At 48.2% G+C, this 13,075-nt stretch carries 10 protein-coding genes and 1 pseudogene; 7 read left to right on the plus strand and 4 right to left on the minus strand.

Going from position 1 to position 13,075, the window contains the following annotated elements; translation table 11 throughout:
• Positions 1-21: 21 nt before the first annotated feature.
• A complete protein-coding gene (locus KDW_RS24485) occupies positions 22-1,170 on the minus strand; it encodes a methyl-accepting chemotaxis protein (RefSeq protein WP_151758567.1) in 1,149 nt (382 codons plus the stop codon).
• A gap of 17 nt (positions 1,171-1,187) precedes the next feature.
• Positions 1,188-1,727, minus strand: coding sequence for a hypothetical protein (locus KDW_RS24490; RefSeq protein WP_151758568.1), 540 nt, complete (start codon positions 1,725-1,727; stop codon positions 1,188-1,190).
• Positions 1,728-2,177: 450 nt separating this feature from the next.
• Between KDW_RS24490 and KDW_RS24495 the strand changes: the two genes are divergently transcribed.
• On the plus strand, positions 2,178-2,993 hold the full coding sequence (locus tag KDW_RS24495; protein ID WP_162005580.1) for an alpha/beta fold hydrolase: 816 nt from the start codon (positions 2,178-2,180) through the stop codon (positions 2,991-2,993).
• Between the two features lie 73 nt (positions 2,994-3,066).
• Here KDW_RS24495 and KDW_RS24500 read toward each other — a convergent pair.
• Positions 3,067-3,989: pseudogene (locus KDW_RS24500) on the minus strand (PhzF family phenazine biosynthesis protein).
• 304 nt (positions 3,990-4,293) lie between these two features.
• Here KDW_RS24500 and KDW_RS24505 point away from each other — a divergent pair.
• Entirely contained in the window at positions 4,294-5,205 is a 912-nt protein-coding gene (locus KDW_RS24505) for a LysR family transcriptional regulator (RefSeq protein ID WP_151758570.1), read from the plus strand.
• Here the strand turns inward: KDW_RS24505 and KDW_RS24510 are convergent.
• On the minus strand, positions 5,183-6,040 hold the full coding sequence (locus KDW_RS24510) for an SPL family radical SAM protein (RefSeq protein WP_162005581.1): 858 nt from the start codon (positions 6,038-6,040) through the stop codon (positions 5,183-5,185). The two genes, KDW_RS24505 and KDW_RS24510, sit on opposite strands and share 23 nt — an antisense overlap.
• Positions 6,041-6,271: 231 nt before the next feature.
• Between KDW_RS24510 and KDW_RS24515 the strand changes: the two genes are divergently transcribed.
• From KDW_RS24515 to KDW_RS24535, 5 genes are all read left to right on the plus strand, one after another.
• The gene (locus KDW_RS24515; protein WP_151758572.1) at positions 6,272-7,525 is read left to right on the plus strand and encodes a hypothetical protein; all 1,254 of its coding nucleotides are present in this window, start codon (positions 6,272-6,274) and stop codon (positions 7,523-7,525) included.
• Positions 7,526-7,695: 170 nt separating this feature from the next.
• Positions 7,696-8,361 carry a TMEM175 family protein gene (locus tag KDW_RS24520; protein WP_198925524.1) on the plus strand — a complete coding sequence of 222 codons (666 nt, stop codon included), beginning with the start codon at positions 7,696-7,698 and terminating at the stop codon, positions 8,359-8,361.
• Positions 8,362-8,395: 34 nt separating this feature from the next.
• Positions 8,396-9,724: a cytochrome P450 gene (locus KDW_RS24525; RefSeq protein WP_151758574.1), complete on the plus strand. Its 1,329-nt coding sequence runs from the start codon at positions 8,396-8,398 to the stop codon at positions 9,722-9,724.
• Positions 9,725-9,937: 213 nt separating this feature from the next.
• Positions 9,938-11,263, plus strand: coding sequence for a nickel pincer cofactor-dependent isomerase, group 22 (locus KDW_RS24530; RefSeq protein ID WP_162005582.1), 1,326 nt, complete (start codon positions 9,938-9,940; stop codon positions 11,261-11,263).
• 64 nt (positions 11,264-11,327) lie between these two features.
• Positions 11,328-12,950 (plus strand): UxaA family hydrolase, encoded by a 1,623-nt coding sequence (locus tag KDW_RS24535; RefSeq protein WP_151758576.1) that lies wholly within the window; start codon positions 11,328-11,330, stop codon positions 12,948-12,950.
• Positions 12,951-13,075: the final 125 nt, after the last annotated feature.

The following is a 13,075-nucleotide window of genomic DNA, read 5'->3' on the forward strand; positions in this document are numbered from 1 at the left end:
CACTGGCTGATGAAGAAGAATTCAAGAATATTTGGGTGGCGTCTGTGGTTGTGAAATGTGATCACCATCTGTATCATGTCGAGGATAGGTGCCACTTGATTGTGAAATTGGCACGCGGGTATAGGATAGGGTTTTACCCTGTAGCGCGGCGATCAATGGATCAATAGCGGTTTGTGTGAATGAGATGCGTGGTGATAAGCGTTGCTGTTCAGCTATCTGGATTGCCCGAACTGATGAAGAAACGGCTTGCTCCACACGTTGTAGCTCTTTCTCGGCCAGTACTGCTCGCTGTAAGCGTACAAGGAGAGTGTTTAATGCACGGGCAATTTGCCAGAGTGCATTATCCTGGGTCAGGGGCGCACGCGCATTGAGATTACCGTTGGCAATAGCGACATGGGTTTGCAGAATCTGTTCGATACCCTCTTCCAGGTCGCGCTTCTGATCACCTAATGCATGTTCCAATGTCGCGACCATCTCAGCACGGTCCGCACGCGCGATAGCTTTAGTTGTGCTCTTGACCCAGACATAAGAAACACCGGCGACGATGAATTGCAGCGCGATTGGCCTGACCATGGTGGGAATCAGCTGGGTCTTCATATCGATAATGAAAAATGCTGTGTGTGGCTGATAAAGCAGACTGGCTAATATGATGACGCTATTAAAGAAAGCAAAGATGAACACGCTGCGTACTGGCAAGAGAGATACAGCCAGTAACTCACCCATAATATACAGATCATAGAGTTGCATGCTGGGCTCGTCTAGCGGCGTTATCAGACCAAGAGCTAACGTGAGCATTAGCTCAAACATAATGACGACGGTCAATGAAGCAACCATGGCATAGCCGTATTTATTCAGGAAAAGAGCGGCGATAGCCGAGACGACCAGACCAGCATCAGCCCAGACAATGGCTGGCTGAGGCAGGTAGAGACAGCACGGCAGAAATGCAATTACTACAATTGTATAGTAAAATAGCACCGTACTGAGCAGTTGTGACTTACGCACCGTTTCACGCTTGACAAAACTGGCATCTGATCCTACCTCTGACATAGAGGTCGATTTATACCACCATTGAATCAGCGAAAATTTTGTTGTGGTGTTATCAGGTAGATCGATATGGGTTGGCGACCAATTTTGAGGTCGAGGCGTCTGGGGAGATGAGAAATTTGCCATGATGATACCCTCCTACATTACACCGACATAACTATGATCTTCATCGATAATAAAACACGCAGGGCCTCTTCAGTCACCGCCGGTGGAAGAGGCGAATGTGATTTGATTTCTTCGATATTGGTAACACCATCGATCAAATCATAAACAATAGACAACATGAGTTTTTGTCTGGATGTCCATCCTTCTAACCTATCAAGGTTAAGAGGAGCAATGGTTTTTGGGACAGGAGAATTTTGCGTAGGACGCACTGGTATATCTGCCCTCGGATTCGCCGAAGGAGGGGCCGGATTCGGTGATAGCGTCCATTCAAAAGGACCCCGCTCACTATCGACTCTGGTAAGAATGTCCTTGTCTGTTGCATGACGCCGACCCTCCCTATCCTCTACATAGCAAGCTACTACCTTTCCTTCAACCAGGTGCAAAAATCCCTTACAACGTCCACGAATGCCTGGTACATGATGCATTTCTGCATGTAGCAAGCCATTTTTTCGATACCGCTCGAATAATGCAAGGCTGAACAGAAGGCCAAGACTTGCATCAATACTGTCTTTTCCCACGATGCACCTTTAATTGATAGCTAAACGAGCAATTTTTCTCTGCCGCCCTTTCGTTTTATCTCACGTTTTCTTGTGTTATGGAAATTCATTGCTTGTGTATCTAAAACCTTTTTTCGGAACGACATAAGAATAATCAGGTTACATATTAAAATCTAACATAGAATCATTTGAAACGCTATTAATTCTGTATTAATAAGTGTATATATAATAAGATGCTATTGATAATGCGAAATTGAATACTACTGACGCGTGGGTCGTGATGGCGCCATAGCTCAGCAATTGTAAGCTGATCAATTATATAGAAATGATGTAGCCTGGCAGGCGACTTCACTCACATGATCGCATGACCACGGTATCTATTCTGGTGAGTGAGGATGTTGTGGCTGTGATAGATTGTATGATAGTTTTGGATGAGATTATGTACTAAGGAATATGTAGGAGGTAATGTTGATGACTCAATGGCATGAAAATATTATTATGGCTAATGGTATCCATATTCATTATTATCAAGCTGGCGATCTCAGTAAACCAACCATTATTTTGCTTCATGGCTTGACTGATAGCGGGCTCTGCTGGACACATGTGGCGCGAGCATTAGAGCAGGATTATGCAGTCATTATGCCGGATGCGCGCGGTCATGGATCTTCTGATGGAGTAGCCAGTGGCTTTTCTAACGAGATATTGGCTGATGATGTGGCTGGGCTTATCCAGGCGTTGCAGCTTGAGAAACCTATCTTGCTTGGACACTCTATGGGAGGAATGACGGCCCTGACGGCGGCGGTGAGATATCCAGAATTGCTGCGGGCTATCCTGTTGGAAGATCCTTCTATCATTGATCGTTCGCCTCAACAAGCAGGAAGCGCAGCCCGTTCTACTCAGATGGTAAAATGGCTGACTGATTTAAAAGCTATGAGTAGAGATGAATTACTGGCCCGTGTGCGCCGGGAGAATCCTACCTGGCCGCAGGAAGAATATGGACCATGGGCTGATGCCAAGGTGGCTGTGGACCTTGCTGTCTGTCAGAGTATTGGCGTGATTCAACGTTACTGGCGCGATCTCAATGCGCATATTACGTGTCCAGTTCTCTTGATTACAGGGGATGTTGAACGTGGGGTGAGAGTGACACCAGAGACTGCTCACGAAGTGCTACGTTACTGGCCAGCCGGTGAAGTCGTGCATATTGCCGGAACTGGCCACAATATTCGTCGAGATAATTATCCTGATTTCATGCAGGCTGTACAAACATTTTTACACAAAGTCTCATAACCCTTTTCAGGTGTATCAACTCATGTACAACTAATGCTTGATGCATAGCAGAGCGATGGTAACCATTGTTCTACTATGCATCAACCTGAATATACCCTTCGCCAATAAAATGGGACTGGCCTCCTACGAAGACACCAGTAATGGTGTTATTTTTTTGTTGAATTTTGATCTGAATGAAACTTGGCCGCCCCATTTCAATACCCTGTTCACTGACTATTTCTATGCTGGCAGTTGATTGGACGAGTTCATGGTGTACCAGGTAACAACCAAGAGGACCACTTGCAGCGCCGGTGGCTGGATCTTCACTAACCCCAGTCCTGGCGCAAACATGCGGCTATGCACGGTTGAACCCGCTATTTCAACTTCCCGTGTGAATGCAAGCACCTGGGGAGCAGGGAAACCGCTGAGCTCGCGCTCCCACAGATCCTGTCTGAAGCGTATGCGATGCATTGCCTCTAGCTTTTTGATAGGCACAAAGAGGAATGGTACGCCGCATGAGACTGCTTCCAATGGTAGTTCATTTTCAAGATCTTCTCGTTTGAGTGAGAGCATGCTGGCTATTATCTCGCGGTCAGCAAAAACCGGACCAAATGTGGGTAGCGGCTGTTGCATCTGAATGGTATGCACCTGTCCTGCCTGTGCAAACAAGCTGACAGCAATGGGTCCAACTCCCTCTTCAAAGGTGAGCCGGGTCTCAGCTCCTTTTAACGAGATGAAGCGCTGATGGGCAAGCACAAATGCCGTCCCCAGTGTTGGATGACCCGCCATCGGCAATTCGGCCGCAGGCGTAAAAATGCGTACCTGATAATCATTGCCAATCTGCTGTGCGGGTAATACAAAGGTCGATTCTGAGAGATTGAGCTCACGAGCCAGGATTTGCATCAACTCTGCGGAAATACCTTCTGCGTCGGTAAAGACTGCCAGTGGATTACCCCGAAAGCACGGTCGGTAAAGACATCTACGAGATAATAGTGCAGCTTTCTCATTTGTTTGCATTGCTCCTATTGTATACTAATTATGTTGATAATGATTAAAACAACGATATAGCCATTCAGCACTATTGATGCCGTCCCTAGTATCAACGCCCCAACGCAGAGCAGCGATATCCAAAAGAATGATGAATAACAAAAAGTACAGGATTTCCATGGCTTTTCTCTTTTCTGGTTCTCATGCCAATGATGATTTCGATATATTTAACTATTTGTACATTGCCCTTGTATTAAGTGTACATCCATGCTATTATCGAGTCAAGGAAACAATTTTGATTATATGCATCAAAAAAAATGATAAGAGGATAGCTATGGAGTTACGTCAATTACTGACATTCCGCATGGTCGCAACCACGCTCAGCTTTAGTCGTACCGCTCAGACCCTTAATTATGTTCAATCAAGTGTGACAGCCCAGATGCAAGCTTTAGAGGAAGAATTAGGGGTGCGGCTCTTTGATCGTCTGGGCAAGCGTATCGCCCTGACTGACGCCGGCAAGCGTTTTCTCCCTTATGCGGAAAAAATCCTGACGTTATCGGATGAGGCGCGTCTGGCAGTAACTGATGGAACTGTTCCCAGTGGCACGCTGACGATTAGCGCGCCCGAAACGCTCTGTATCTATCGGCTACCCCGGCTGCTACGACAGTTCCATGATCGCTTTCCCCAGGTGAAACTCATCTTCAAGCCCGAACCATTTGGAGATATGAAACGCATGGTGAGTGACGGCGTAATTGATGTGGCTTTTATCATCGATGAGCCTCAACGCTCTACCGCCCTGGTGATCGAACCTCTGGTCGCTGATCCATTGCTTATTCTTGTATCCGCCGACCATCGGCTGGTTCAGCTACCTGTCGTTCAGGCTAAGGACTTCGATGGCGAGCCGCTATTACTCACTGAGGCGGGTTGCAGCTATCGCATTTTGTTTGAGCGGGCCCTCAACGAGCAGGGTGTGCATCCAACGACGAACCTGGAGTTTAGTAGTGTCGAAGCTATCAAGCAGTGTGTCATGGCTTCGATGGGTATTGCCTTTCTGCCTGCGATCACAGTTGAGCATGAGATTGCCCAGGGACGCATGGTGGCTCTACATTGGCCGGATCATCTATTCCAGGTACAGACGCAGGTCTTATGGCACAAGGAAAAATGGCTCTCCCCGGCTCTAGACGCCTTTTTGTCTGTGACCAGAGAAGTGATGGGAGAGCAGGCTATGGCACCCGTCCGTGTTTGATGCTGTTAAAGCCAGCATTGCTCCAACCAATTGCAATTGTGTGTGACGCTTCTTGTTGACAGAGATACTGATAGAGCTGGTGAGCCGGGGTTGTCTCGGCCCATTGGGGTTCCAGGTGGGCAAAAGAGCTACGCGCGGTCCTGGTACCTCCTGAACCATCACCATCCATCACCGTATCGATGATAATACGGCGCGCTCCACTGTTGAGTAAGCGCTGCCCGAATAGTTCCCGGTTGGTGTAGGGCAGGCAAGGACTGACCGTGATCTGGCTTGGTACTCCGGCCTCGCTGGCTGACTGTATTAATTTCCAGCGCTTTTCCAGTGCAGGACCACCTTTGAGATTTTTTAAATATGCCTGGTTGTCTGTTTCGATGGTAACAGAGAGCCAGGCATAAGGAATTTGTTTGATCAGTGTGATATCCCGTTCTGCTAGAGGTGAACGCGTCTGGATTACGAGTAAATCGAGATCTGGATAGTGGGCAAAGACTTCCAGACATTGGCGGGTTACCTGGTAGGTTTGCTCGAGTGGTTGATAGGGATCTGTCGTGCTGCTCATGAAAATGCGCAACTGCTGTCGTGATTCTGTTTTCATGCGCTTCAGTGCCTTATCCAGCAACTCAGCGGCATTGATTTTAACCTGTAACGCCCTGCCCCAGGCTGCGCCACCGCCTCCGAATATCCACTGTGGTAAAAATTGGGCATAGCAATAGGTGCCACAGGTAGTTTGTCCAAAGCCACAACCTACATAAGCTGAAAGCGCATGGCTGAATGGATATGGTCCCTGAGCCAGAAAACCTTTGCGTTGTGGCGTCAATATTCCTTTTGCTTCTTTCACTGTGACATCCATTTTGGATAGACCTGCTTCCTTTTTGTTATCTTTACATATTACCTGTAAGTAAAGTTGCCTCTTTATGTACGTGTGTGAGTAGGGAGAAGTTAAATAGGAGTGGGGCTCAGACAACCTCTCTGGAATTGCACATAGGTAGCTTGAAGAATTATGCTATAGTTATAATGCCTGGTAAAATAGATCCAAAAGGCGAGGGTATGGGGAGTATAACGTCTCTTTATGACAACGAAAAAACCTTTACAAAAAATCCTGAAAATTTGCGCTATTATGATGCTGGTGATTGTATTGGATGCAACTATTACTTTAGATTGGTCAATCAATGATCTTATAAGATTTGCCAGCGGTACACAGCCCAATATCCTTCAACCTCCGACGCAAAACGCCTTCTTTTTCCAGATGTCTCCACCATGGGGCACTGCTGTTTTAGATGGGCAACCACTCATCACGCTTCCACAAAAAATGGATCAAGCTCCTTTAAACTTGCCAGTCGGCACACACACACTGCAGTGGCATGCTGAACCTTTTGCCACGCAAGCATGTACCTTCAGCGTGCCAGTCACTACTGAAGCTAAGCATAGCTGCCAGCTGACAAATATTGTTGATTCATCAGAGGCTAATGCTACATATATGGTAGAACTCCCTGTGCGACCAACGTTGAATTCTTTGCCCTCACAGCAGAGGCAGATGTTGATCCAGGCGACGCAGCGTTATCTGGATACGTTGCAAGCTCATGATACTGTTAAGCCGGGAGAACCTTTTCGCTATAACGCCAGCTCACCGGTACAAACATCTTTACTGCCACTTTCAGGAACCCTGCGTTTTTTGCTGGACACGGATACAACCACCACGGCTGCTTGCCAGGGTCCATTGATCGGAACGCAGTGCCGGGACGGCCTGAATAATGATTGCCGCTTGTTCTGTACCCAGATTTCGTCACAACCTGGCACCCTGAGCGGTAAACCTGTCTGGGAAATTTTTGTGGTTACGCGACCAACCTGGGATTATCGCCAACCAGATGGCTCGCAAGTGCCTCTGAAAGCACAAACAAGTCGCCTGGGCGATCAACAATATACGTTGTTACAGGTATCCTGGGATCAACATGGCTGGCATGTCATGAGCCATAGAGCTGGTGATAGTTCTTTTGATGATCCCAATTGTACGCTGATGATCAGTCATATCCTGGATTTCTCGTCCTTGAGTTCCCAAAAACCTGAGCCTGATAGCGATGTTCATGTGACTATTCAGCACTGGACATTCACTTCGGCCCAGAATAGGGCGCTGGGATGTCTGTCTACCATAACTGCCTCAAGAGATACTGGATCGCTGGCGCCTGCTTTGTTTTTGTGGCGCTTTGGTGTCTTTTTAGCCGCTAATCCGGTTGCCAGTTCCCTTGAGCCGCATATTCCTGTGGTTGATGTAGCAATCGAGCAAAAGATTCAAGCTATCAAAGATCATCCTGCGTTTATTTCGTAACTGATGCAAATAGCTGCAATAGGTACGGCTTGCTCTCGCAAAAATGAATGACGCCCGGAAATCTCTGCCGTACTGACAAAAATCATCTAATGGCATATACTGATAGTGACCGTAATGTGAGAACAAACATTGCTGGCTATGCTCATAGCCAGGAAAAAGGATAATCCATTGTGGATGAGAAAGATACTAATCGCCTGGAGGCGTTTAGCGATGGTGTATTTGCCGTCGCTATTACATTGCTCGTTTTAGATATTAAGCTGCCTTATGCTGATTCTAGCGGTAAATTATTGGGAAACAGTGAGTTATGGCAGGCGATATTTGAGCAATGGCCTATGCTCCTGGCGTTTGTAACCAGTTTTTTCACCATTGGTATCATGTGGTTGAATCATCATCGTATTTTCAAGCATATTAAGCATTCTGACACATCATTGGTATTTCTCAATATCATACTTTTAATGCTAATTGTTTTTATTCCAGTTCCTACAGCTCTGCTGGTGGAATACATTACCCATCCCGAGCTGAATACTGCTGCGCTGCTGTATAGTGGCACCTTTTTTGCGATGGCCCTGTGCTTCAACCTGCTCTGGCGCTATGCCTCTTATAAAGGCCGATTGCTTGGTCAGCAAGTTGATATGGATGGGGTAAATAAAATTAGTCGGCAGTACCTCTTTGGTCCACTTGTCTATATTATTGCATTGGCAATCGCCTGGATTAACACCCCGGCCAGCCTCATATTTAACCTGTTGCTGGCCATCTTCTTTGCGCTACCCGATACTCCGATGAAACCGGGTAAAAAAGATCAGGATCCTCAACTTCCTATGAGCGAGTCCGTATAGGCCCAATATTGTTTATAAGGAAAGGAATAGCGATATGAGCGAGATCAAGCAATCCGAGCAGGTGCATCCTTATGAAGCGATTCCCTATGTACAGTTGCCGGATGACTATCAACTTCATCTGGGTGAAATTCTGGGCGAGGCTTACGCGCAACACGGTCCAATCTTTCGTGCCTCCTTCTTTGATATGCAGGATATTGTTTACATGGTTGGTCCTGAAGCAAATCGCTTTGTGCTGGTCAGTAACCGCCAGAAATTTTCCAACTATGTGGGGTGGGGCACGATTTTTGGTGTAGTAGAGACATTTGGTCGTGGCTTGCTGAGTATGGATGGTGCAGAACATGATCAGCAGCGTAAAGTGATGAATCCCGCCTTTACGGTCAGCTATATGGATCGCTATTTGCCGTTGATGAATCGTGTCATTCGCGAGCAGGTGGCGACCTGGGCGGAGCGACCAGAGGTGAACATTTATGACGAGGCGCGTAAACTCACGTTTGAAGTGGCTGCAGAGACCTTAACCAGCCTGAAACCAGGGGCTGAAGTAGAGCGTTTCCGTGAGCTCTACATGTCTCTTATAGATGTTCCTGAGACAATTGCCACGAACCAGGAGTTTCAGGAGCATATAAAGCGTACGCATCATGAGATCGCCCAGTTGTTAGAACCCAAGATTGAAGAGCGTCGTCAGCATCCAGGCGACGATGTTTTTAGCTTGCTGGTTAATGCTCGTGATGCACAGGGAAATATGATGAGTAATGAACAGATCATTGCCCATGTAAATATTTTGCTGGTTGCTGGTCATGAGACTTCAACCAGCCTGAGTGCCTGGTTACTCTATTTGCTTACCCAGCATCCAGAGTATACACAACGTATCCTCACAGAGCAGGAGCAGATCCTGGGCCAGAAAGTTGATCCTGGCTTAGATGATCTGAAGCGTATGAAGGTATTAGAATACGCGCTGAGCGAAGCGGAGCGCCTCTATGCTCCTGTTCCCAATGGACCCCGGGGTGTGACTGAGGACTTTGTCTTTAATGGCTATCAGGTGCCTGCAGGCTCGTTCCTGTTTTATTCTATTATTGGCTCCCACATGCTGCCACACATCTTTAAAGATCCAGCAACATTCGATCCTGATCGCTTTGCTGCCCCGCGCGAAGAGCACAAGAAGCATCCCTATGCTTTAGTTGGATTTGGTGGTGGTCCTCGCATCTGTATTGGTATCAATTTTGCTCAGATTGAAATCAAGGCTATGGTTTCACATATTCTTCGCAACTATAAACTTGAACTCGTGCCAGATCAGCACATTGTCCAGGTATATGGCGTGACCGGCCAACCCATGAATGGGATTTATATGCGTGTCAGCAAGCTATAGTTACAGTTATGCTGAAAAATGAGATCATGTTTTGTCGGTAATGTGTTATGATTGCAGAAACCAGTAAAAATAAAGTACTTGTCAGGGAAAAATAAGCTATGAACGGTAGATAGACTGTTACTGGCTATTTTTCTACAATCAACCATGAAGGTTGGTTGCTGCATATCTGTATCGTATTGTTGCGATGCGGGTGTCCAAGCCTGGAGGTTTGCTATGGTTTTGCATCCCTATAAGGATACCTATCATTTACTTGATGCTGTCCCCTTGCCCCCTCTACAATTATTACGCCAGCGTTTCCCACGACCGCGTGTGCAGGATATTGCTGAAGCAGTCACGCTGGCACTGGCATCACAAGATATTCCCTCACAACTTAAACCAGGGGCCCGGATTGCGCTGGCCGTTGGGAGTAGAGGCATTGCTGATCTGGCCTTGATTGTGCGTTCCCTCGTTGCCAATCTCAAGCACGCAGGTGCGGAGCCGTTTATTGTGCCTGCGATGGGCAGTCATGGCGGTGCCAGCGCGGAAGGCCAGCGGGCCATGATCGAAAGCCTGGGAGTGACGGAGGAGTATTGTAAGGCTCCGATTATTTCTTCAATGGAAGTCGATCAACTTGGTTCTTTACCCAATGGTATGCCCGTATACCTGGATCGTGTTGCGCATGCGGCTGATGGCATTATTGTCATTAATCGTATCAAGCCGCACACGGATTTTTCCGCACCGATTGAAAGTGGTTTATCTAAGATGCTGGCGATCGGGCTGGGTAAGCACCAGGGCGCCCTGACGGTCCATTCGTGGGGCTTGAATGGACTCTGCGTGCAGGTGCCAGAGGTGGCGAAGTTTTCGGTGGAGCACGCACCAATCCTGTGTGGACTGGCGATAGTCGAGAATGCTTATGATGAGGTGGCTGAGATTGCATGTGTGCAGCCTTCCGGCATTGGCAATGAGCCTGAACGTTTACTCTCTGAGCGGGCCCGTTCGTTGATGCCGCGTTTGCCATGGGATAGGTTGGATGTGCTGGTAATTGATGAACTGGGTAAAAATATTAGCGGTGCTGGTATGGATCCGAATATTATTGGCCGTATGCGTTGGGGTCCACAAAAAGAGACGGCGGCAGATGTGACTACGATTTCGGTGTTGCGCCTGACAGAGCCATCCCATGGAAACGCCATTGGTCTCGGATTGGCAGATTTTACCACGGCACGCCTGGCTGAGCAGATCGATACACAGTCTTTTTATATTAATTGTCTAACGGCCGGTGTTATCGCTTTAAACTCGGCCAAGTTACCATTGGTGCTGGAAACCGAGCGTGAAGCAGTGACGGCAGCGATTCGTAGCTGTGGTCGGCCCGATGCCAGCCAGGTGCAACTGGTGCGGATCAAAAATACCTTAAGCCTGGAATATATACTGGCCAGCCCTACAAGTCTGGAGACGATACGTCCCACGGCTGATATTGAATTACTTGGATCTCCTCAGCCTTTTTATCTGGCGGCAGATGGTACGCTACCAGACTTTGAAGCTATACTAAAAAACCTGGCCTGACTATTTTTTGATGCTATTCAGTTATTGTGGTACAGGCATTGCAAAGGAAGTAAATGGTGGCTCTATGGATACTTCTAAAGTACCTGCAAATGCTGCGCAGTTACATACTATTGAGTCGGGAGTGGTCGCCCGTGGCAAACCTGTAGCGTTGCAGGATGTGGCTGTTTTGCTGCATCCAGAGGATGATGTGGCGATTGCGCGTGTTCCTCTCAATCGTGGCGTGCTGCTCCGTCTTCCTACAACATCTGGAACGATTGAGGTTGTTCAGCGTATCCCTTCAGGTCATAAGCTTGCTTTACATGCGCTTGTGGAAGGGCAAGCAGTGCGACGCTATGGCTCAATTATTGGCTTTGCGAGCCAGGCTATTCAAGCGGGCGAGCATGTACATAGCCATAATCTTTCCGTGGGTAGTTTGAAGCAGGAATACGAGTATGCGGTGGATGTGCGCCCGGTGGCTTTTGTGCCTGAGGAACAGCGTCGGACCTTCATGGGCTACCGGCGTCCGGATGGTAAGGTGGGGACGCGCAACTACATCGCTATTATCAGTTCGGTTAATTGTTCCGCTTCAACGGTGCGTGCGATCCAGCAACGCTTTGGTCCTGAAGTGCTCCAGGCCTATCCAAATATTGATGGTGTGATTGGATTGACACATAAGAGCGGCTGTGGCATGCGGACCGGCAGCGCTGCGGTCGAACAATTGCAGCGTGTCCTGTCTGGAATGGCTTTGCATCCAAATATCGGGGCATATTTGCTGGTGGGTCTGGGCTGTGAAAGTAATCAATTGCAGGATATGATTGCGGCTATGCAACTGGATTCGGCGCAGCAATGGAAGCAGCCGCTGGTACTAACATTGCAGGAAAATCACGGCGTTGCGCATACAGTTGCTGAAGCTGCCCGTGTGATTGGTGAGCTCTTGCCACAGGTCAATGCTGTACAGCGCGAAGCAGTACCGATCTCAGAATTAAAGCTGGCCCTACAATGTGGGGGTAGTGACGGTTGGAGCGGCATTACCGCCAATCCTGGCCTGGGATTTTGCGTTGATGAACTGGTGCGTCAAGGCGGAACAGCAGTCCTGAGTGAGACGCCTGAGATTTATGGTGCCGAGCACATCTTGTTGCGGCGTGCCCGTAGTCGTGAGGTTGGCGAGCGCTTTGTCGAACGTCTACGCTGGTGGGAACATTATACCGCCATCAACGAGATGGAAATGGATAATAATCCTACTCCAGGCAATAAACTGGGTAGTCTGACCACGATTTATGAGAAGTCCCTGGGCGCTACTGCTAAAGGTGGCACAACTCCACTGAATGCTGTCTATAAGTATGCCGAAGCAATAGATGAGCGTGGACTGGTCGTCATGGACACACCTGGCTATGATCCTGTCTCGGTTACGGGTCAGGTGGCGGGCGGCTGCAATATTATTGTCTTTACGACTGGCCGTGGCTCGGTGTTTGGTTTTAAACCTGCACCCTCGATCAAGGTCGCCACCAATACACCTCTGTATGAAAAGATGCCTGATGATATGGATATCAATGCCGGGGTAGTGCTTGATGGTGTGAGTACTGAGGAGGTGGGCCGCAGCATTCTGGATGAAATAATTGCTGTCGCCAGTGGAAAGCAGAGTAAGAGTGAAGCGCAAGGCATCGGCGAAGAAGAATTTGCCCCCTGGATTCTGGGTGCAACTATGTAGCCCGATTTGATGACTCAGGGGGCCGACTACGTAGGAGTACAAGAAGCCGCCGCCCCTTCAGGGCGTGCGAAGTGTCACATTGCCAGGGTGATCCACCTGATCTGAACCGCGGGATCACCCTGGTT

This window comes from Dictyobacter vulcani (assembly GCF_008974265.1).
Taxonomy (GTDB): domain Bacteria; phylum Chloroflexota; class Ktedonobacteria; order Ktedonobacterales; family Ktedonobacteraceae; genus Dictyobacter; species Dictyobacter vulcani.

Bases quoted from the DNA above. Each gene is read 5' to 3' on its own strand.
- KDW_RS24485 (WP_151758567.1), bottom strand. From the start codon at position 1,170: ATGGCAAATTTCTCATCTCCCCAGACGCCTCGACCTCAAAATTGGTCG.
- KDW_RS24495 (WP_162005580.1), top strand. From the start codon at position 2,178: ATGACTCAATGGCATGAAAATATTATTATGGCTAATGGTATCCATATT.
- KDW_RS24505 (WP_151758570.1), top strand. From the start codon at position 4,294: ATGGAGTTACGTCAATTACTGACATTCCGCATGGTCGCAACCACGCTC.
- KDW_RS24515 (WP_151758572.1), top strand. From the start codon at position 6,272: ATGACAACGAAAAAACCTTTACAAAAAATCCTGAAAATTTGCGCTATT.
- KDW_RS24525 (WP_151758574.1), top strand. From the start codon at position 8,396: ATGAGCGAGATCAAGCAATCCGAGCAGGTGCATCCTTATGAAGCGATT.
- KDW_RS24530 (WP_162005582.1), top strand. From the start codon at position 9,938: ATGGTTTTGCATCCCTATAAGGATACCTATCATTTACTTGATGCTGTC.
- KDW_RS24535 (WP_151758576.1), top strand. From the start codon at position 11,328: ATGGATACTTCTAAAGTACCTGCAAATGCTGCGCAGTTACATACTATT.